We start from the raw sequence: 19,993 nt of genomic DNA on the forward strand, positions 1-19,993 counted from the left end.
ATCGTCAGGCTCCCCTAAAGACCCCTTGCTACCAAAGTAGCAAGGGGTTTTTGCTTTGCACAAGCGGAATTGGCTTCGCATTGGATGTGCGTAAGCCGTGATTTCGCCCGCATTGCTTGCCCGGCATTCCTCATCTGATATCGCTTGTTAGGCGAACCCGGCGCAGACCGCATCCCCCTTCATTATCTTCCCCTGTATAGCCACTACTCGATCTAGACATTTGATCGGGCACGTGCAAAATCGACGCAAGCAGCACTAATGGAAAGCCTCATCGGGGTCGTTCCGTACACGGGGCAAAGCGCTATTCGTCGGAGAAAACAGTCGCATTGAGCTACGCGCAGACGAACTCATCTCGAGATGTCTTGCAAAGCATGGTGCTAACAGGAGGTGTTACGGCGATACGACGGGAGTAAAACGAGAATACGACGGGGGAAATGACGAGGATACGACGCAGACGCGCCGAAGGATGGAGCTGAACGTTACAACAACTGCTGCCAAACACTAGTTCTACGTAGGCATCAGTTAAATGCCGCACTGGTCAGGTGTGGACGTCACCACCACCCGACCGAGCTTTACTAACTACCTTGAATTACCGCGGAACCGCTGCCAACACGCGGCGAACTAGCACAACGCATACCGCAGCGAATGCGACGAATGCCAACCAGTCTGCGGTCGCTGCAAAGCCGCTGCCGACAATCGCCAACGGTGCATCCGAGCCGGTAAAGCCCACGACCATCGCCATGGCGACACCGACGAGGCTTTCACCCACGATCAGGCCCGATGCCAGCAACACGCCACGGCGTTCTGCCGCTTCCGCATACGGACCAAAGTCCTTGCCGTGAGCCTTCGCTCGCGCCTTCGTGACTCGATGCGAAATCCAACCCAACACAGAACCGATCACCAGTGCCGAGCCGATCGTCGGCGGCAGATACACGCCGATACCCACCGCAATCACCGGCAAGCGTGCAACACCACCGCGTTTGGCCAGCGCGGCATCGATCCCAATTAGCACCAGTCCCAGAATCGCGCCAATGCCGAGCATCGACCAATCTAACTGATGCGTGAAGATGCCCTTGGCGATCGCGGTCATCAGAATGGCTTGCGGCGCCGACAGCGCTTGCGACGGATCCATCCCAGCGCGCGGCAGCGCATCGGTGAAGCCATACGCGTTATAGAGCAGATTCAACACCGGCGGAATCACCGCAGCACCGACAACGCAGCCCACCAACAGCGCCACCTGCTGACGCCACGGTGTCGCCCCGACCAGCCACCCCGTCTTCAGATCTTGCAGGTTGTCGTTCGAGATCGTGGCGATCGCGATCACGGCCGCCGTCGTGAACAGCGCCAGCGCAATGGCCAACTTGCCACCGCCCGTCGTGTCGAGCAGGCCGCTTGCTTGGCTCACACTCAGAATCAACAGCGACACCAACACCACAGCTACGATCCCGATGCCGGAAATCGGACTTGCCGACGACCCCACCAGACCCGCCATGTAGCCGCAAGCCGCGGCAACCAAGAAGCCGAACACGACCGCAAACACCACGCTGCACGCGACCAACGTCGCAATGCCACCGGCCGACAACGGCGCATCAGAGAGGAATACGCCGAACGTCACCACCCACACAGCCACACAAACGAGCGTCAGGCCGATCACCCAGCGCGGCGAGAGGTCTTGTTCCGTACGGCCGACCTTGGCGCCAGTGCCGCGAGCCCGCGACTGTCCCAGCGCGGTGAACGACGTCTTGACACCTTCGACCATGGGCTTGAAGAGCGTAATCAGCGTCCACACGGCGGCAACGCCAATCGTGCCCGCACCGATGAATCGCACCTTGTGCTGCCACAGTCCGTTGGCAAAGGCAGCCATCGCCTGCCCATCGGTGTTCGGCGTGATCGACGTAAGAATCGGCACCGCGATGCCCCAGCTCAACACAATGCCGAGCAGAATCGCGAGACCGGACACGATTCCGATCAAGTAGCCCGCGCCGATCAGTGCCAGCGAAAAACCACTCGTCAGTCGAAAGACCGCCGTACCCGCTGGCACCCACGCAGTAATGCTTTCGCCGAAGATCTTCAAGCCGTTCGTGGCAAACGCGAACAACGCAGACACGACGCCACCGAAAGCAATCTCACGTACGCCACTGCCGCCATCGGCCTTCGACGGCTGATTAGCATGACGATCAGTCGCTCGCTCCGTCGACTTTGCCGAGTTAGTCGAAGCCGAAACATCGTCCCCCTCGCTACCCACACGAAGAATTTCAGCCGCTGCCACACCTTCCGGATAAGGCAGATCGCTATCGACCACCATTGCGCGACGCAACGGAATGGTGAAAAGCACGCCGAGAATGCCGCCTGACGCGCAAATCGCCAGCGTCAAACCAAATGGAAAACCTTGCCAATGGCCGATCATCAGCAGGCCTGGCAACACAAAAATGATCGATGACAGCGTGCCAGCCGCAGACGCCTGCGTCTGCACCATATTGTTCTCGAGGATATTGCCGCCACGCAGTGCGCGCAGCACCGCCATCGAGATAACTGCCGCCGGAATAGATGAGGAAAACGTGAGGCCGACTTTCAGGCCGAGATAAACATTAGAGGCGGTGAACACTACGGTGATCAGTGCGCCGAGAATCACGCCGCGTACCGTTAATTCGGGTAGCGATACTGCATCGGGAATACGAGTCGGTTGAGATGCCATGTGTACGAATGGGGGGATTTTCGCCCGATGGGAATGTGGCGCAGATTGTATGCGTCCGGCTGGCATGCCGCCAGTCTTGACGGCCGCGATAGTCGGCCCGTTCGAATCTCATTTCTAAATCCCAAGGCACCTCACCCATGCGATGCAAAAAACCATTCACCGCAATAATCCGCCCAATACACCGCATACCCATCTACTTTCCGGATGGAATCTAACTTTTCCTAATTCATTTAATGATGGATGATCCGGGTTTTCCCTTGGTAATAACAAAGCGCTGATTCACCAAGGCAAACACAACGGGATCGGCGCAAAAAGGAGTTCTTCGATGTCCAGTCTGCATACCTCTTCGCATCCGGTACCTCAAACCAACGACCGTCGTCGTTGGTTGGTACTCGCGATCGTTTCGGTGGCGCTGCTGCTCATCGTGATCGACATGACGGTGCTCTACACGGCACTGCCGCGGTTGACCCACGATCTGGCAGCGACGGCCTCCGCCAAGCTGTGGATCGTCAATGCCTATGCGCTTGTCGTCTCCGGTCTGTTGCTCGGCATGGGCACGCTCGGCGACCGCTTGGGTCATAAACGTCTCTTCATCGCCGGACTCGCCGTGTTTGGCATCGCCTCGCTGGTGGCCGCCTTCTCGCCCGATGCCAACCTGTTGATCGCTGCCCGCGCGCTGCTTGGCGTCGGCGCGGCGATGATGATGCCCGCCACGCTGTCCCTCATCCGCATTACGTTTAGCGATTCGGGCGAACGTGCGCTCGCCATCGGCATTTGGGCGTCGGTTGCCTCGGGCGGTGCCGCGTTCGGCCCGGTCGTGGGCGGCGCGTTGCTCGAACACTTCTGGTGGGGCTCGGTTTTCCTGATCAACGTGCCGATCGTATTGCTGGCGCTGCCGCTCGCGCTTTGGCTGATCCCGAAGGGTGGCGCGACGTCGACCCAGCCGTGGGACTGGTTAGGTTCGCTGCTCTTCATGGTGGGTTTGGTCGGTGTGACCTATGCGATTAAGACGGCGGGCAAGCCGTCGCCCGACTGGTCGACAGTCGGCGTGGCACTGGTTATCGGCGTGGTGTTTCTGGCCGCTTTTGTGCGCCGACAACAACGCAGCGTTCATCCATTGCTCGACTTCAAGCTGTTCCGTAACCCGGCGTTTGCGAGCGCGGTAGTGGCCGCGTTGGTCGCGTCGGCATCGCTGATCGGCATGGAGTTGGTGTTCAGCCAACGCCTGCAACTGGTGCTCGGCTACTCGCCGCTCGAAGCCGGTTGGGCCATCGTGCCGTTGCCGCTCGCGGCGTTCGTCGCCGGACCGATTGCTGGCCGCCTGCTGCCGCGCTTGGGTGGCGCGCGCATGCTGCCGATCGCGTTGCTGATTTCGGGTGTCGGCATGGCGGGCTATCTGTTCGTGCGCGATATGGGGTTGATGCCATCGATCGTCACGCTGGCGATTCTCGGCTTCGGTGTCGGCGCAACGATGACCGCCGCATCGAGCACCATCATGCAGAGCGCACCGCCAGAGCGCGCCGGGATGGCGGCATCCGTCGAGGAAGTGTCGTACGAACTCGGTGGCGCGTTGGGCGTGACGTTCATGGGCAGCTTGCTGTCGTTCGTCTACGCGCGCGGCATGCAAGTGCCGCAAACCGACGCATTGCCGAGCGTTGTGCGCGATAGCCTGGATGAAGCCCAACTCGTCGCAGAGCAACTACCGGCAGCACTCGCCGAGTCGCTGACGCGTCTAGCGAATACCGCCTTCGATCAAGGGTTCAACGCCGTGATCGCGGCGGCAGCCATTCTGCTGATTGCCACGGCCGCCTGGGGACGCTGGCACGCCCGCTCACGTTAATACGATCTCGGCACAGCGACAGCACGGCGTCGGCACATCGCCCACGCCGTGCTAACACATCAACTTAACGCGCTGCTCTGAGCATCCCAGCCATCGCGTGCAGTGCTAGTGGGTAGCACTGCACGCCGAGTCCGCAGATCACTCCCGTCGCTACGCTCGAAATCAGCGAATGCCGATAAATTTCGTCGCGCTTGTGGATGTTAGTGATATGCACCTCGATCAGCGGACGCTCGATCAGCTTTGCCGCGTCGAGGACAGGAATTGACCGAAACGAGAAGCCGGCCGGGTTCAGGATGACGCCCGCACCGGCCTCAAACGCTTCCTGCAACCAGTCGATCATCGTGGCTTCGCTATTTGTCTGCCGGAACTCGCAACGCAATTCCAACTGTGAAGCCACCGATCGCGCAGTCGCCTCGATCTCAGCGAGCGTGGTGCGCCCATAGAGATGCGGCTCGCGCTTGCCGAGCATATTGAGGTTCGGTCCGTTAAGGATGTAGACGAGATCGGACATGGTGGTGAATGCAGTTCCTGTGAAAGACAAATCTTCAATGGCCATGGCCATTAATGGCTATTGCGCATGCCGTGCGCACTGTCGGCGGAGGTGACGCGCGAGGCGTTGGCCGTGCTGCTGGCGTGGTTCGCATTAGCAAGCGTCGTCGCGTCCACAACATCTCCGGTAAGCACTTGCGTCGAGTCGGTCCGGTTCATGTCGATGCCACGCGTCTCCGGCCCAATCAAAATGGCGGCAAGCGAAATCAGATTGAGCACCGCACATAACGCCACGACGGCCCACGGCGAACCGTTGCTGATGGAGAGCAGCCACACCGAGACCATCGGCATCGGGCCGCCGGTCAACAGATTGGCGCCGGTGTAGGCCAGCGCCGAGCCTGAGTAGCGAACATTGGTCGGAAACGCTTCCGCGAACGCCACCGGTTGAATACCGCTCTGGTACTGCGTGAAGCCGAGAAAGAGCCCCATGATCAACAGCATCGGCACGAAGCTGCGCGTATCGAGCACAGAGAAGTACACGAGCGAGATCAGCAACGTGGCGCAAGAACCGATTGCCAGTGCTTTCTTGCGCCCGATCCGATCGCTCAACGTGCCACCGAGCAGCGCCCCGAAAATCGCGAAGATGTTCGCGCCCATCAGCAACATGAATGCCGTCTGTTTCGGCACACCGAGCGTCTTGGTGATGTAGCTCAGCGAAAACACCACGATGAGATAGAAGATCGCCGCAGGGCCGCAGAAGAACAGCGTCCAGCGAATGAGCGGCTTGTAGTGCAGACGCACCGCATCGCGCAGCGGGTTGCTCACCTTCACGACCTGCTTTGCCTGCTTCATCGCGGCAAACGCTGGTGTTTCATGCACTTTCAGCCGGATATACACACCGACAATCACTAGCAGAAAGCTCAGCACGAACGGCACGCGCCATCCCCACGACTCGAACGCTTCCGCCGATAGCGACGCAGACAACCCGAACAGCGCCGCGTTAGCGAGAATCTGGCTGACCGGCGAGCAAATGCCCAGCAAGCCGGAATACCTGCCGCGCCGGTCCGGGCTAGCGTGTTCAATCGCCATGAGTTGTCCGCCGGTCGATTCGCCGCCCAGTGCAAAGCCCTGCACGATGCGCAGCACGACCAGCAGAATCGGCGCCCACACGCCGATTTGCGCGTAGGTGGGCAACAAGCCCATGAGCACCGACGCCACGCCCATCACCGATACCGTGGCGAGCATCAAATTGCGTCGCCCGAACTTATCGCCGAGCGAACCGCAAATGACAGCGCCCAGCGGCCGCGCTGCCAGCCCAACGCCAAACGTCGCGAGCGAGGCGAGCAGGGCCGACGTCGGCTCCATCGCGGGGAAGAACAACTTCGGCAGCAAGGTCGCCGCCAGCGCGCCATACAAAGTGAAGTCGAACCATTCGAGCGCGGTGCCGATGGTCGCGGCCGTGACCGCCCGTGTCTGCATCGACGCGTCCGACGCAGAGGTCGCTACGTGTGTCATGCCTGTCTCCTGACTATTTGATCTGTCGTCATGCCCCATCGTCGCAGTCGCGCGGCACCGAGGAAATCGGCATCTGCCAGAAGCGCGCGGCGAGGGCGGGGGCCGCCCGGGCGTGTCCCGGGCTGGCAATGCCGATCTTAGTGATGTTAATGGAACACTATTCCAGACTGGAATCACATGCCACAATGCGGAAAAATCGAAACATGGAGACGTTATGAACGGCGTGATGGAGCGCACCCTCGCGATTCTGGAGTTGCTGGCCCAGCAAGTGGGCGGCACGCCGCTGGCCTTCATCGCCGACGAACTCGACATTCCCCGCAGTGCCTGCCACCGATTGCTCACCGACTTGAAATCGTTCGGCTATGTGCGCCAGTTGCGCGAACATGGCGACTACGTGCTGACAACGAAGTTAGTGGGACTGGGACTGAGCTTTCTCAGCACGTCGGGCATCGTCGATATGGCGCAGGCGATTCTCGATCGCTTGGCAGAGACGTCGGGCGAGTTGGTGCGATTGGCCATCGTCGACGGCGATCGCCTCACGTGGGTCGCGAAAGCGCAGGGGGCGATGAAGGGGCTGAAGTACGACCCGGATATGGGCATGGACACCGTGCTGTCATGCTCGGCCACTGGTCACGCGTGGATGATGACGATGAGCGACGAGCGCGCGATGGCGTTAGTGAGCCGTCAGGGATTCGGGCAACCGAAGGACTACGGCCCGAATGCGCCGACGACCGTGCAGGGGTTGCTGACGTTTCTCAATGCCGCGCGCCAACGCGGCTACGCGACGATCAACGAAGTATTCGCGCCGGGCATGACCGCAATGGCCGCCCCGATTTTGCGTCGAGGCTATCCGGCGCTGGGCGTCATCAGTATCGCGGGGCCGCTGGTGCGACTCGACGAGGCCCGCATGGCGCGGCTCGGTCCCGCGTTGCTCGCGGCGGCGTCGGAACTTGCCGCGGCAAGCCACTCGTCACCGCTGTTCGAGCGAATCAGCTGAACTCACTTCAACGAACACGACAACCAATGCGCGATGCGCACGCCGTCGAGGCGTGAGCCTTCGGGCGTGTCGCTGCCGAGCATCGTGACGATGACGGGGCGACGCTTGTGCACCATCACGCGCATGACCATGTTGTGCCCCGACTCATTGATGAAGCCAGTCTTCTGCACGCTCGCGTTCACCTTGCCATAGCGCACCAGTCGATTGGTATTCACGTACTGCAACTGGCCTTTGCCCGTGCGGACGAGTTGCTGATGGTCGATCGAATAGCGGCGAATCAGCGGATAGTTATTCGATGCGCGCACCAGTCGCGCGAGTTCACGGGCGGTCGAGACGTTACGCGGCGACAGCCCGGTGGAATTCTCGAAGCGCGTATTCGGCATATTGAGCGCTCGTGCCTTGGCATTCATCGCAGAGATAAACGCCGGACGCCCGCCCGGGTAATCACGGCTCATCGCGGCCGCGGCGCGGTTTTCCGAGGCCATCAGTGAGATATGCAGCATGTCGCTGCGTGTGAGCGTCGAGCCCACGGCGAGGCGCGAGTGGGTGAACTTCAGCGTATCGAGATCGTCGCTCGTGACGGTGAGTGACTGCCGCATCGATGGCCGATTGTCGAGCCACACGACGGCCGTCATCAGTTTCGAGAGCGAAGCAATCGGCATCACTCGATCGGCATTCTGAGCGAAGAGTGGCGTGTGGGTTTTCTCATCGACGATATAAACCGCGCGAGAAAACAGCCGTTTGCGCGAAGCGGGCGTGAAACCGCAACGCGCTAGCAGACGAGGTTGCGCGTCGGTGCTGACTTGCTTGGCGCTCGACGCTTGCGTGGCGGCAGCAGCGGCAGGTGGCGCGCGCTTGACGGCTTTTGCGACACGTGGCGGTGGCGTTGCCTTACGCGACGCCTGTGCCCGTGTGCCCGCCGTGGGGTTTCGCGTCCGACTCGCCGCGGCGCCGGTCTTGCCTTTGTGACTCGATGCCTTCGCGCCCGACTTTGTAGGCGACTTTGTCGCCGACTTCTTAACAGGCTTCTTCGCCGACACCTTCGCTGCCGCCTTTTTCTTCTTCGTCGCTTCCTGCCGACGTTTTCCTGTACTCGTCTGATGCGCGGTCGCGCCGAGCGCATCGCTCACAGGCAGCCCCGCAATGAGCAACACAATGCCAAAGAGCATTAAGCGCGCGAGCGCGACCACACGTGGCGGCATGCGATACAAGCGCGGTAATGCGGGGTTGAACAGATCGGGCAATGCTGGGTACCACAGGGCAGACATCTTCGAGCGGTTCCGGAAAAAGAGGCGGGCGGCAGTTGCGTGCAAAAGAAACCATCGCGCGCAACGCGCGACAATGCACGCGGCACGAGACACAAGCGCAACACTTGGGGAATCCCAGTTGGACGACGCTCGCCCGAGGAGTTCCTGAGTTTTCTCGTGCCGTATTACAAAAAGTTACAAGTGACGATGCCCGCGCGCATGAAAGCTCCGCGTGCCCACGCGAATTAGCTTTCCGAAATTGGTTATTGGACGCTCCCCACGGCCACTTCCTAGACTGTCCGTTCGCCTGCATCAGGCACATCCAATACCAACGTTATCACTTCAAGGGGACGCAACATGCAACGCCGCCAATTCTCTCGCCTGCTCGGCGGTCTCTCGCTCGCACTGGCCATCGGCACTTTCGGTGCAATCGGCACACTCGGCTCCACAAGCGCAGTCGCTGCCGACAAGCCGCTCAAAGTCGGCGTGCGCGGTGGCGTGGACGAAGAGATCTGGGAAGTGGTGACGAAGGTGGCGAAATCGCGCGGCCTGAACGTCGAGACGGTCGTCGTCACCGGCACGGCCAGCCCGAACGAAGCGCTCAATAGCGGCGACCTCGATGCCAACTCGTTCCAGCACATTCCGTTTCTGCGCGATCAGGTGAAGCAACGCGGCTACAAAATCGTCGCCGTGGGCGACACGCTCATCTCGCCCATCGCCTTCTATTCGAAGAAATACAAGTCGCTCGAGTCCTTGCCGGTCGGCGCCAAGATCGGCCTGCCGAACGATCCGAGCAACCAGACCCGCGCGCTGGTCATCCTGCGCGATCACGGCCTGATCAAACTGCGCGACGGCTTCGATCCCTACACCGGTACTGCCACGCTGGCCGATGTCACGGCTAACCCGCGCAAACTCGACTTCATCGAAAGCGCGTCGGTCGTGCTCGCGCGCTCGCTGCCCGACGTCGATGCGTCGGCCATCGTCAACAGCTTCGCGTATCAAGCCGGTCTGATCGCCACGCGTGACGGTATTGCCGTGGAAAAGCGCGAAAACAATCCGTACGTGAACATCATTGCCGTGCGCGAAAAGGACAAGAACGCGGCGTGGGTCGCACCCCTCGTCAAGGCTTATCAGTCGGAGGAAGTGCGCAAGTTCATCGAGACGAAGTATCAGGGCTCGGTTGTCCCAGCGTTCTGATCCCAAGGAAAAAACACGATGACGACGCCCCGACAGCCCGCCGCCGCCCCGGTCACCCGCTTGCCGACCGCCGCCCCGCGAGAGATCGCCCACATCACGTTCGATGCACTGGGCAAGGTCTACCCGGGCGCATCGAGCGCGGCACTGCATGACGTCTCGTTTGCGGTGCAGCGCGGCGAGAGCTTCGGCATCATCGGTCGCAGCGGTGCGGGGAAATCCACACTGTTGCGCACGATCAATGCGCTTGAAGTGCCGAGCGAAGGGCACGTGAAGGTCGACGGCGTCGACGTCGCAACACTCGATGAAAACGCCCTCGTCGGCCTGCGTCAGCGCGTGGGCATGATCTTCCAGCACTTCAACTTGCTTTCGGCGAAGACCGTCTTCGAGAACGTGGCCTTGCCGCTGCGCGTGGCAGGCGTGCCGAAAGCGCAAATCGCACCGCGTGTGAACGAACTGCTGTCGCTGGTCGGGCTGACCGGTAAGGCCGACGCTTATCCGGCCATGCTCTCGGGCGGCCAGAAGCAACGCGTGGGCATTGCGCGCGCGCTCGTCCACCGGCCGGAAATTCTGCTGTGCGACGAAGCCACGTCAGCGCTCGACCCCGAAACCACCGACGCGATCCTCACGCTGCTGCGCGACGTACAACGTGAGTTTGGCCTGACGGTCGTGCTGATTACCCACGACATGGGCGTGATCCATCAAGCGTGCGACCGCGTGCTGGTGCTCGATCAGGGACGCATTGCCGAACTGGGCCCGGTAGACGAAGTGTTTGCGAACCCGCTGGCCGAGGCCACACGCGCGCTACTGCGCCCGTTGCAACACGCTTGGCAAGGGCGCGCCGCAGGCGTCGCCGCCCGTCAGCGCGCCGTCTGAATATTCTTCGCGACATCACATCATGATCGACAAATATCTGCGCGCGCTTGGCGAGACCTTGCTGATGGTCACCAGCGCCTGCGCCATCGTTTTCGCCGTCGGCATGCTGATTGCCGTGGTCTTGGTCCTCACCGCTCCGGGTGGGCTCGTGCCGCGCCCGCGGTTCAATCGTGCGCTGTCGGTCGTCGTGAACCTGTTTCGCGCGGTGCCGTTCATCATTCTTCTCGTGGCGTTGCTGCCGGTTACGCGCTGGCTGGTCGGCACGACGATGGGCACTTGGGCCGCCGTGGTTCCGCTGGCCGTGCATTTGATTCCGTTCTTCGCGCGTGTCACGCAAGTGGGGTTGCGCGAGATCGATCCGGGGCTGATCGAAGCGGCGCGCGCGATGGGCTGCCGCCGTTGGCATATCGTTCGTCACGTACTGTTGCCCGAGGCGCTGCCAGCCATTCTCGGCGGCGCTACGGTGACCGTGATTGCGATGGTCGGTGCATCCGCCATGGCAGGTGCGGTTGGCGCAGGCGGCCTTGGCGATCTGGCCGTGCGGTACGGCTACGAAAGGTATGAAACCAGCGTGATGTTCAACGTGATCATCATCCTCGTAGCGCTCGTAACGTTCGTGCAGTTTGCGGGCGAACGCCTCGCACGCCGCGTCGATCATCGCCGCTAACGCCAACACGCACGCAAACCCGCACGCAAACCCGCACGCAAAAAAATGGGGCCACCTGATTCAGGCGGCCCCATCGTCATACAGCGATCGAACCGGCGACGGTCCGATCAGGCGTCAGGTCATCAATACCCGAGCGCCAGACCCGTATTGCGGCGTGGATCGTTAGCGCCGTAGAAGCGGTTCTTGCCGATCGGCTTGCCGCCCAGCGACGGGGCACCGACCAGAATCGCAGCGACGTGATTCGCCGGTTGCGGGCCAGCAAACTTCTGGCCCCAGCTCTCGAGAATCTTCTGCGTATCCGGGCTCAAAGCGAATGCTTCGATGTTGGTCGCTTCCGGCATCCACTGCTGATGGAAGCGCGGTGCGTCCACGGCTTCTTGCAGGTTCATGCCGTAGTCGATCATGTTGAGCATCGTGAGCAGCGTGGCCGTAATGATGCGGCTACCGCCCGGCGTACCGACAACCATCACCGTCTTGCCATCCTTGGTGACGATGGTCGGGCTCATCGACGACAGCGGGCGACGGCCCGGGCCGATGGCGTTTGCTTCACCTTGAATCAGGCCGTACATGTTAGGCACGCCCACCTTGGCGGTGAAGTCGTCCATCTCGTCGTTGAGCAGCACGCCCGTGCCGTTGGCCATGACCTTCGCGCCGAACCAGTCGTTCAGCGTGTAGGTGACGGACACAGCATTGCCGTCCTTGTCGACGATCGAGTAGTGCGTCGTGTTGCTGCCTTCATGCGGCGGCACACCCGGCTTGATCTCTTGCGAGATTCCAGCCTTTTGCGGGTTGATCGCGGCACGAATCTTCGCGGCGTAGTCCTTGTCGAGCAGGTGCGCGAGCGGGTTCTTCACGAAGTCCGGATCGCCCAAATAGCTGTTGCGGTCGACGTAGGCATGACGCATGGCTTCGATGGTGTAGTGCACGCCCTGGGCCGAGTGAAAGCCCAGTTCCTTCATCGGGTAGCCTTCGAGAATGTTCATGATCTCGCAGATCACCACGCCGCCCGAGCTCGGGGGCGGGGCCGAGACCACGTGATAGCCGCGGTAATCGCATTCCACCGGGGCCAGTTCGCGCGTCTTGTACTGGTCGAGGTCGGCCTGCGTAATGATGCCGCCGCCTGCCTTCATCGAGGCGACCAGCTTGCTGGCCACTTCACCCTTGTAGAAACCGTCGGTTCCCTTGGCGCTGATCAGGCGCAGCGTGCGCGCGAGATCCTTTTGCACCAGACGCTCGCCCGGCTGGAACGGCTGACCCTTGTTCAGGAAGATGGCACCCGAGTTGGCGCGATCTTTCTCGAAATCCTTGGTCGACGTCCACAACATGTCGACGTCGCCCTGATCGAGCACGAAGCCCTTGTCGGCCAGCGTAATCGCGGGCGAGATCAGTTGTTGACGCGTCTTCGTGCCGTACTTCTCGCGTGCGTATTCCATGCCCGACACGGTGCCCGGCACGCCTACGGCCAAATAGCCGGTGGTGGAGGCGCCCTTGATGACGTTGCCGTCCTTGTCGAGGTACATGTTCGCGGTGGCGGCCAGCGGGGCTTTCTCGCGGAAGTCGAGGAAGGTCTTGCGGCCGTCGGCGAGTTGAATCGTCATGAAACCGCCGCCGCCGATGTTGCCCGCTGCCGGGTACACCACGGCCAGCGCATAGCCCACGGCCACGGCCGCGTCGATCGCGTTGCCGCCGGACTTGAGCACTTCGACGCCGACCTTCGATGCGATATGTTGCGCGGTCACGACCATGCCGTTCTCGGCGCCCACGGGGGCTTTCGACGCCGCATGAACGTTGAACAGCGCACAGCTTAAGGCTGTGGCCAGAAGCGCTTTGGAGAAGGTTTGATTTTTCATCGTCTTTCTGTTCTTGAGCGATTGAGCGACATAAGGGAACTGCTGAGTTGCGCGCGCGACGCTCGCACGGACGGGCAGCTCGCTCGAACTGACGGGTGCCTTAGGCTGGCACCGTCGGGGGGGCGATGTCTCCGCTGCCTTATTGCCGTCGTGCGGAAAAGTTCCGTCGGCAATCGAAAAGGTAACGCAAATTGCGTAATTGGGGAAAGATGCGTCAAAAGTCCGGAGGACGGGCCACGGCGCATCTTGGTGTGGCACTGGACAAATGGCGAGAGTGCGCGAAACCCTTCGCGGGTAAGCGTCGGATGCTATATGGGGTCAGATTGGCGCGAGAGTTTGTACGCCGAAACGATGGGGTTGGCGTGGCTAAACGCTGCGGTGATGTTGCATCGTCGCCACGCCAATTTGACAGCGGAAAATCCGGCCTAGCCGTGACTAGGCGGAGGTCGTGCAACTCAAACGAGCAGGTCTTCGTAGAACGCGCCGAACGGCCGCGTCGGGTGGGCGATCTGGATCTCGAGAATCCACAGCCCGCCGCTCGGCGTGTCGGTCAGATCGGCGAGGCGGCCTGCCTTGTAGATGGCATGCGGGAAGTCGCTCACGCGATGGCCTTTGATGTCGAGGTTCAGCACCCAGCCGAGCGCTTCGGCCTGCGCCTTGGCGTAGTCGTAGAGCGCCTGACCGCTGACGCCTTCCGTGCGCCAGTGCGCTTGCACGATCTCGAACAAGCGCTTGGCGTCGTCGGCGCAGCGCTGCATTTCGGGGTCGCTGCCCGTGGTGCGCGTGAAGCCGCAATCGCCTTCGTGCGCGCCGAACACCACGCCGATGTCGATGAAGTAGATGTCGTCGTCGCCGAGCACCGGATCGTCGTCGCTACGCTCGCTGAACGTGCGCAGGGTGTTCTTGCCGAAGCGAATCAGCACCGGATGCCAGATGCGATCCATGCCCAGTTGGCCCAATAGCGCCTTGCTGGCGGTAATGGCTTCCGACTCGCGCATACCGGGCTTGATGAGGGCCGCGATCTTCTCGGTGGCGTCCCACGTGAGGGCCTGCGCACGCTGCATGGCGGCGGCGCTGAACTTTGCCCCGACGGCTTCTCTTTGAGCCAACTCCATCTCGTTTCTCCGTTGAATTCACCACTTGTGGGGAGCGCTTGCTTAACCGGCGTCCCCGGCGCAAGCGTCATGGCGATAAGCATAATGGCTAACTTGTATAATTCGAAGCGCCATTTCCCGCCGGGTAAATTGGGCCACTTTGCTGTTCACCCTCGATCATCGCCATGCGCCGACGTCACCTAAGCGAATCGCTCGAACTGCCGCTCACCGGGCGGCGGGAGAAGGAAACCCGGCAGGCGTGGGTCTACCGCTGTGTGCGCGAGCGCATCGTGGCGGGAGAATTGCGACGCGGCGACCGGCTGCCGTCCACGCGCACGCTGGCCGAGCGCTGGGGCGTATCGCGGGGCATCGTCGAGTTGGCGTTCGAGCAACTGACGCTTGAGGGCTACGTCGCGAGCCGCGTGGGCGCAGGCACCGAAGTGGTTGCCGATCTGGGGGCACCGTCGAAAGCGGCACAAGGGGAGGCGGGCGCACACGCCCCCACTGAGCCAGCGATGGCTTCGCTATTGCCCGAAACGGCAGCGGCGTTATCGCTGAAGACCGGCCGCTCGTTGGACGTTTCGCTGTTTTCACTGCCTGCGTGGCGTCGCCACATGAATTACGCGTTGCGCACGGTGACTTCGGCGGACCTTGCCGACACCGATCCGCGCGGCTATGCGCCGTTGCGCGAGAGCATCGCCCGCTATTTGCGCGTCACGCGCGGCATTGCCTGCGATGCAGACCACATCGTCGTCACCACGGGCATTCGCCATGCCATCGATCTTGTGACCGACGTGCTGGCGGATGCGGACACGACGTTTTATCTCGAAGATCCCGGTTACAAGAATCTAGCGTCGCTGATCGGCGCGCCGCCCGAGCGTTGCATTGGGATGCCGGTCGATGACGAGGGATTTTGCCCGGACGCGGCGAATAGCACCGGCCGTCCGGGCATTGCCTACGTGACGCCCGCGCATCAAGCTCCGCTCGGCACCACGATGTCGATCAACCGCCGCATGCAGGTGCTGGCGTGGGCCGAGGCGCGCGACGTGTGGATCATCGAAGACGATTACGACAGCGAATTCAGTTACGGCAGTGCGCCACTGCCCGCGCTCAAAGCGATCGACACCCACGGGCGTGTGATCCATTGCAGCAGCTTCAACAAGTCGTTATTTCCGTCGCTGCGCATCGGCTTCTTGCTCGCGCCACCGGCGCTGTTGCCGCGTATTGCTGCTTTGCGCTCGGCGTCGGGACGCGCCAACAGTCTGATCGAACAGATGGCGCTCGCACGATATATCGACGCGGGAGATTTCGCCCGGCATTTGCGCGCCTCACGCAGCGTGTATCTGCGCCGTCGCAATCTGATGCTCGATACCCTGCGCGCGCAGTTGCGTGTGCCGTGTCGCGTCACGGGCGAGCATGCGGGCTTTCACTTTGTGCTGTGGCTGCCGTCACGCGTTGACGAACGACAAACCGTCGCCATCCTGCGGGCGCAGGGCGTCTTTGTCGAAGGGCTGGGGGAGTTTTCCCGGGCACAGCGCATGGTGCCCGGGTTGGTGCTGGGTTATGCCGCCTTCGACGACGCGAGGGTCGTCGAAGTGGCGACACAGGTGGCGAGCGTCATCAACGCAGCCGACGTCAGCGGCGCGAGCGCAATTCCATCCGAATGACAAACCATCCGGCGACTGCCGACATGATGGCCAGCGCGTACCACGTGAGCATATAGCTCATGTGATTGTTCGGGAATTGCACGACGGTGAGCCCGCCGACCGGATAGTCGCGTGCCGGGGCACTGCCGGTGGTGGCTTCGCCATCGCCATTCGGCAGGGCGCGAGCGCTAGTCCCGGGTTGGCCATCGGCATCCACGAAATACGGGGCAACATCGGCGACGCCACGCGCAGCCGCAATCGCCGCCACATCGCGCGAATACCAAAGATTTTCTGAAGGCGAATTCTTGCGCAGGAAACCGCCACCGGCTTCCGTCATGCGCAGCAGGCCGGTCACCGTCACATCGCCAGCGGGCGCGGGCGGCACGGCCTCCTTCCAGCCCGGCGGCACGAAGCCGCGATTGACGAGCACTTCACCGCCGTCAGCGGTGCGCAGCGGGGTGAGCACCCAATAACCGCCGCCCAGATCGGTGACAGCCTGCACGAGCGTGTCTTTATCGAATTGATAGGTGCCGGTGAGCGAGATGTGCCGGTATTCGTCATCGGCCGCATTGATCGTCGGCCACTGCGCGCGCGTCGGGGCGGCGACCGGTGGCGCATGCACGCGGGTGTTCACGCGCTCGATCAACTCGAGCTTCCACGCGCGGCGATGCAATTGCCACGTACCGAGGGACACGAAGACGGAGATCAGGACCAGCGTGATGACGCCGAGGAAGACCAGCCGGAGGGGGGAGGGACGCCGCTGGGCGTCCCCCGAATCACGAAGTTGACTGCTGCTCAAGGGTAATGCCGTTCAAGGGAGGTTTTTCGTATCCTGCATCATACCCGGCATCATGTTTTGGTTCAGGTGATACATCACCCAGAGCGAACCCGAGAGCGCGATCACGACCAGCACGATCGTGAAGATCAGCGAGAGCAGGTTCCAGCCGCCTTCCGACTTCCCGTTCATATGCAGGAAGTAGATCATGTGCACCACGATCTGAATGGCGCCCAGAAACAGAATCATGATCGCCGTCGTGCTCGACTTCTCGAACACCCCGCCCATCACGAACCAGAACGGAATCGCGGTCAGCACCACCGACAGGATGAACCCGGTCGCATACCCCCGGAAGGTGCTGTGCGGGCCTTCGTCCTCGTGACCGTGATCATCGTCGTGCCCTTCGGCACCGTGCAGCGTCGAATCGTGCGAACTCACGGCAGCACTCCCATGAGATAGACAAACGTGAAGACGCCGATCCACACGACGTCCAAAAAGTGCCAGAACATCGACAGGCACATCAGGCGGCGGCGATTCGGCGCGGTAAGCCCATGCTTGCCGACCTGCACCATCAGCGTGATCAACCAGATAATGCCGAACGTCACGTGCAGCCCGTGCGTGCTCACCAGCGTGAAGAACGACGACAGGAACGCGCTGCGCCACGGCCCGGCACCCTCATGGATGAGGTTGGCGAATTCATAGAGTTCGAGCGAGAGGAACGCCGCGCCGAGTACGCCCGTGACCGCTAGCCAGCCCAGCACCGCGCTTTGGCGGCGCTTCTGCATCTCCAGCATCGCAAAGCCGTACGTAATCGACGAGAGCAGCAGGAACGTGGTGTTCACTGCGACCAGCGGCAACTCGAACAACTCGGCGCCGGTCGGCCCGCCCGCGTAATTGCGTCCCAGCACGCCGTACGCCGCAAACAAGCAGGCGAAGACGAGACAGTCGCTCATCAGGTAGAGCCAGAAGCCGAGCAGCGTGCCGTTGGGCGGGTGATAGTCGCTCGACATCATGAAGCGCAGTTCGCCCTCGCGCGGTGGCGCGGGCGTGTGCGCTGCGGCCGGTGCGCCGCCGACGGGGAAGGGTGCGGTCGTATCAGACATGCTGGGCGAGCAGCCGCGTGCGCGCTGCCTCCGTGTGTTCGACCTGATCGGCCGGGACGTAATACTCGCGGTGATAGTTGAACGTGTGTCCGATCGCCGTGGCAATGAGCGCGATGAACGACACGATCACAATCAGCCACATGTGCCAGATGAGCCCGAAGCCGCACACCGTCGCAAGCCCTGCGAGGATGATGCCCGCGCCGGTGTTCTTCGGCATGTGAATCGGAATGAAGCCGGACTCGGGCCGCTTGAAGCCGTGTTGCTTCATCTGCCACCAAGCGTCGTTGTCGTGAATGATCGGCGTGAATGCGAAGTTGTAGACCGGCGGCGGCGAGGACGTCGACCATTCCAGCGTGCGGCCGTTCCACGGGTCACCGGTGTCGTCGCGCAATTGATCGCGGCGGATGTAGCTCACGACCAATTGGATGATGAAGCAGCCGATGCCCAGCGCGATGAGCAGCGCGCCGACGGCAGCCACTTGGAACCAGATCTGCAACGACATATCGTCGAAGTGGCTCATCCGGCGCGTCACGCCCATGAGGCCGAGCAGGTACAGCGGCATGAACGCGACGTAGAAGCCGATGAACCAGAACCAGAACGAGCACTTGCCCCAGAACGGATCGAGCTTGTAGCCGAACGCTTTCGGGAACCAGTAAGTGATGGCGGCCATGATGCCGAAGATCACCCCGCCGATGATCACGTTATGGAAGTGAGCGATCAGGAACAGGCCGTTGTGCAGCGAGAAGTCGGCGGGCGGCACGGCGAGCAGCACGCCGGTCATGCCGCCGATCACGAACGTCACCATGAAGCCGATGGTCCAGAGCATCGGCACTTCGAAGCGAATGCGCCCGCGATACATCGTGAATAGCCAGTTGAACATCTTCGCGCCGGTCGGTATCGAGATGATCATCGTAGTGATACCGAAGAACGAATTCACGCTAGCGCCGGAACCCATCGTAAAGAAGTGGTGCAGCCACACGAGGTACGACAGCACTGTAATCACGACCGTGGCGTACACCATCGACGCATAACCGAACAACCGCTTGCCCGAGTAGGTGGACACCACTTCCGAGAACACGCCGAACACGGGCAGCACCAGAATGTAGACCTCCGGGTGGCCCCAGATCCAGATCAGGTTCACGTACATCATGGCGTTGCCGCCGAGATCGTTCGTGAAGAAGTTGGTGCCGGCGTAGCGGTCAAGAGCGAGCAGGGCGAGCACGGCGGTCAGCACCGGGAAGGCGGCCACGATCAGCACGTTGGTGCACAGCGACGTCCACGTGAACACCGGCATGCGCATCATCGACATGCCGGGCGCGCGCATCTTCACGATGGTGACCAGCAAGTTGATCCCCGAGAGTAGCGTGCCGACCCCCGCGATCTGTAGCGCCCATATGTAGTAATCGACGCCCACGTCGGGGCTTTGGAGAATGCCCGACAGTGGCGGATACGCCAGCCAGCCCGTGCGGGCAAATTCACCGACGAAGAGCGACATCATCACGAGCACGGCGCCGCTCGTGGTCATCCAGAAGCTGAAGTTGTTGAGGAACGGGAACGCCACGTCGCGCGCGCCGATTTGCAACGGCACGACAAAGTTCATGAGACCGGTGACAAGCGGCATCGCCACGAAGAAGATCATGATCACGCCGTGGGCAGTGAAGATCTGATCGTAGTGATGCGGCGGCAGATACCCCATGTTGTCGCCGAACGACACCGACTGTTGCAAGCGCATCATCGCCGCGTCGGCAAAGCCGCGCAGCAGCATGATGATGCCGAGAATCACGTACATGATGCCGATCTTCTTGTGATCGATGCTCGTGAACCACTCGCGCCAGAGATAGCCCCAGAGTTTGAAGTAGGTGATCGCGCCCAGTACCACGACGCCGCCGAAGGCCACCCCCGCAAACGTCGCGAGGAGAATCGGCTCGTGGTAGGGGATGGCCTCCAGCGTAAGGCGGCCGAAGATCAGCTTGACGATGTCCAGGTGCTCGAGCATAGGATCATT

The 19,993-nt window shown here is 61.7% G+C and carries 15 protein-coding genes and 1 pseudogene; 6 read left to right on the plus strand and 10 right to left on the minus strand.

Annotated elements, in window-relative coordinates:
• Positions 1 to 589 precede the first annotated feature (589 nt).
• Positions 590 to 2,695 (minus strand): OPT family oligopeptide transporter, encoded by a 2,106-nt coding sequence (locus PPN31114_RS22525; protein WP_150681774.1) that lies wholly within the window; start codon positions 2,693 to 2,695, stop codon positions 590 to 592.
• 325 nt (positions 2,696 to 3,020) lie between these two features.
• Between PPN31114_RS22525 and PPN31114_RS22530 the strand changes: the two genes are divergently transcribed.
• Positions 3,021 to 4,535 (plus strand): MFS transporter, encoded by a 1,515-nt coding sequence (locus PPN31114_RS22530; RefSeq protein ID WP_150681775.1) that lies wholly within the window; start codon positions 3,021 to 3,023, stop codon positions 4,533 to 4,535.
• Between the two features lie 64 nt (positions 4,536 to 4,599).
• On the opposite strand, the gene PPN31114_RS22535 is transcribed toward PPN31114_RS22530, so the two are convergent.
• Together PPN31114_RS22535 and PPN31114_RS22540 are read right to left on the minus strand one after the other, a co-directional pair.
• Complete coding sequence (locus PPN31114_RS22535; protein WP_150681776.1) at positions 4,600 to 5,046, minus strand: type II 3-dehydroquinate dehydratase; 447 nt, start codon at positions 5,044 to 5,046, stop codon at positions 4,600 to 4,602.
• 50 nt (positions 5,047 to 5,096) lie between these two features.
• On the minus strand, positions 5,097 to 6,539 hold the full coding sequence (locus PPN31114_RS22540; RefSeq protein WP_150681777.1) for an MFS transporter: 1,443 nt from the start codon (positions 6,537 to 6,539) through the stop codon (positions 5,097 to 5,099).
• A 214-nt stretch (positions 6,540 to 6,753) separates the two neighbouring features.
• Here PPN31114_RS22540 and PPN31114_RS22545 point away from each other — a divergent pair, with 214 nt between their 5' ends.
• Complete coding sequence (locus tag PPN31114_RS22545) at positions 6,754 to 7,536, plus strand: IclR family transcriptional regulator (protein ID WP_150681778.1); 783 nt, start codon at positions 6,754 to 6,756, stop codon at positions 7,534 to 7,536.
• Positions 7,537 to 7,538: 2 nt separating this feature from the next.
• On the opposite strand, the gene PPN31114_RS26480 is transcribed toward PPN31114_RS22545, so the two are convergent.
• The gene (locus tag PPN31114_RS26480) at positions 7,539 to 8,804 is read right to left on the minus strand and encodes a serine hydrolase (protein WP_246182704.1); all 1,266 of its coding nucleotides are present in this window, start codon (positions 8,802 to 8,804) and stop codon (positions 7,539 to 7,541) included.
• A 336-nt stretch (positions 8,805 to 9,140) separates the two neighbouring features.
• On the opposite strand from PPN31114_RS26480, the gene PPN31114_RS22555 reads away from it, so the two are divergent.
• The 3 genes and pseudogenes from PPN31114_RS22555 (at position 9,141) to PPN31114_RS22565 (ending at position 11,520) form a co-directional block, all read left to right on the plus strand.
• Positions 9,141 to 9,980, plus strand: a complete 840-nt coding sequence (locus tag PPN31114_RS22555; RefSeq protein ID WP_150681779.1) for a MetQ/NlpA family ABC transporter substrate-binding protein — start codon at positions 9,141 to 9,143, stop codon at positions 9,978 to 9,980.
• An 18-nt stretch (positions 9,981 to 9,998) separates the two neighbouring features.
• Positions 9,999 to 10,802, plus strand: a pseudogene (locus tag PPN31114_RS22560) (methionine ABC transporter ATP-binding protein); the annotation flags it as partial.
• A gap of 73 nt (positions 10,803 to 10,875) precedes the next feature.
• Entirely contained in the window at positions 10,876 to 11,520 is a 645-nt protein-coding gene (locus tag PPN31114_RS22565; protein WP_150681781.1) for a methionine ABC transporter permease, read from the plus strand.
• A gap of 122 nt (positions 11,521 to 11,642) precedes the next feature.
• Here the strand turns inward: PPN31114_RS22565 and ggt are convergent, their stop codons facing one another.
• Together ggt and PPN31114_RS22575 are read right to left on the minus strand one after the other, a co-directional pair.
• Positions 11,643 to 13,265: a gamma-glutamyltransferase gene (gene ggt / locus PPN31114_RS22570; protein ID WP_370865914.1), complete on the minus strand. Its 1,623-nt coding sequence runs from the start codon at positions 13,263 to 13,265 to the stop codon at positions 11,643 to 11,645.
• 560 nt (positions 13,266 to 13,825) lie between these two features.
• Entirely contained in the window at positions 13,826 to 14,485 is a 660-nt protein-coding gene (locus PPN31114_RS22575) for a M24 family metallopeptidase (protein WP_150681783.1), read from the minus strand.
• Positions 14,486 to 14,649: 164 nt separating this feature from the next.
• Between PPN31114_RS22575 and pdxR the strand changes: the two genes are divergently transcribed.
• Positions 14,650 to 16,131, plus strand: a complete 1,482-nt coding sequence (pdxR, locus tag PPN31114_RS22580; RefSeq protein ID WP_150681784.1) for a MocR-like pyridoxine biosynthesis transcription factor PdxR — start codon at positions 14,650 to 14,652, stop codon at positions 16,129 to 16,131.
• Here pdxR and PPN31114_RS22585 read toward each other — a convergent pair.
• Genes PPN31114_RS22585 through cyoB form a run of 4 tightly spaced genes read right to left on the minus strand, consistent with a single transcriptional unit; the run spans position 16,100 to position 19,984 of the window.
• Positions 16,100 to 16,909: an SURF1 family protein gene (locus tag PPN31114_RS22585; protein WP_246182705.1), complete on the minus strand. Its 810-nt coding sequence runs from the start codon at positions 16,907 to 16,909 to the stop codon at positions 16,100 to 16,102. The two genes, pdxR and PPN31114_RS22585, sit on opposite strands and share 32 nt — an antisense overlap.
• A 12-nt stretch (positions 16,910 to 16,921) precedes the next feature.
• Complete coding sequence (gene cyoD / locus PPN31114_RS22590; protein WP_150681785.1) at positions 16,922 to 17,323, minus strand: cytochrome o ubiquinol oxidase subunit IV; 402 nt, start codon at positions 17,321 to 17,323, stop codon at positions 16,922 to 16,924.
• The gene (cyoC, locus tag PPN31114_RS22595) at positions 17,320 to 17,988 is read right to left on the minus strand and encodes a cytochrome o ubiquinol oxidase subunit III (RefSeq protein ID WP_058375639.1); all 669 of its coding nucleotides are present in this window, start codon (positions 17,986 to 17,988) and stop codon (positions 17,320 to 17,322) included. Before cyoC ends, cyoD begins: the two co-directional genes overlap by 4 nt.
• The gene (gene cyoB / locus PPN31114_RS22600; RefSeq protein ID WP_150681786.1) at positions 17,981 to 19,984 is read right to left on the minus strand and encodes a cytochrome o ubiquinol oxidase subunit I; all 2,004 of its coding nucleotides are present in this window, start codon (positions 19,982 to 19,984) and stop codon (positions 17,981 to 17,983) included. Before cyoB ends, cyoC begins: the two co-directional genes overlap by 8 nt.
• Positions 19,985 to 19,993: the final 9 nt, after the last annotated feature.

The organism is Pandoraea pneumonica, from assembly GCF_902459645.1.
Taxonomy (GTDB): Bacteria; Pseudomonadota; Gammaproteobacteria; order Burkholderiales; family Burkholderiaceae; genus Pandoraea; species Pandoraea pneumonica.

Bases quoted from the DNA above. Each gene is read 5' to 3' on its own strand.
- PPN31114_RS22545 (WP_150681778.1), top strand. From the start codon at position 6,754: ATGAACGGCGTGATGGAGCGCACCCTCGCGATTCTGGAGTTGCTGGCC.
- PPN31114_RS22530 (WP_150681775.1), top strand. From the start codon at position 3,021: ATGTCCAGTCTGCATACCTCTTCGCATCCGGTACCTCAAACCAACGAC.
- ggt (WP_370865914.1), bottom strand. From the start codon at position 13,265: ATGGTCGTGACCGCGCAACATATCGCATCGAAGGTCGGCGTCGAAGTG.
- PPN31114_RS22535 (WP_150681776.1), bottom strand. From the start codon at position 5,046: ATGTCCGATCTCGTCTACATCCTTAACGGACCGAACCTCAATATGCTC.
- PPN31114_RS22555 (WP_150681779.1), top strand. From the start codon at position 9,141: ATGCAACGCCGCCAATTCTCTCGCCTGCTCGGCGGTCTCTCGCTCGCA.
- pdxR (WP_150681784.1), top strand. From the start codon at position 14,650: ATGCGCCGACGTCACCTAAGCGAATCGCTCGAACTGCCGCTCACCGGG.
- PPN31114_RS22525 (WP_150681774.1), bottom strand. From the start codon at position 2,695: ATGGCATCTCAACCGACTCGTATTCCCGATGCAGTATCGCTACCCGAA.
- PPN31114_RS26480 (WP_246182704.1), bottom strand. From the start codon at position 8,804: ATGTCTGCCCTGTGGTACCCAGCATTGCCCGATCTGTTCAACCCCGCA.
- PPN31114_RS22540 (WP_150681777.1), bottom strand. From the start codon at position 6,539: ATGACACACGTAGCGACCTCTGCGTCGGACGCGTCGATGCAGACACGG.
- PPN31114_RS22575 (WP_150681783.1), bottom strand. From the start codon at position 14,485: ATGGAGTTGGCTCAAAGAGAAGCCGTCGGGGCAAAGTTCAGCGCCGCC.
- PPN31114_RS22565 (WP_150681781.1), top strand. From the start codon at position 10,876: ATGATCGACAAATATCTGCGCGCGCTTGGCGAGACCTTGCTGATGGTC.
- cyoC (WP_058375639.1), bottom strand. From the start codon at position 17,988: ATGTCTGATACGACCGCACCCTTCCCCGTCGGCGGCGCACCGGCCGCA.
- cyoB (WP_150681786.1), bottom strand. From the start codon at position 19,984: ATGCTCGAGCACCTGGACATCGTCAAGCTGATCTTCGGCCGCCTTACG.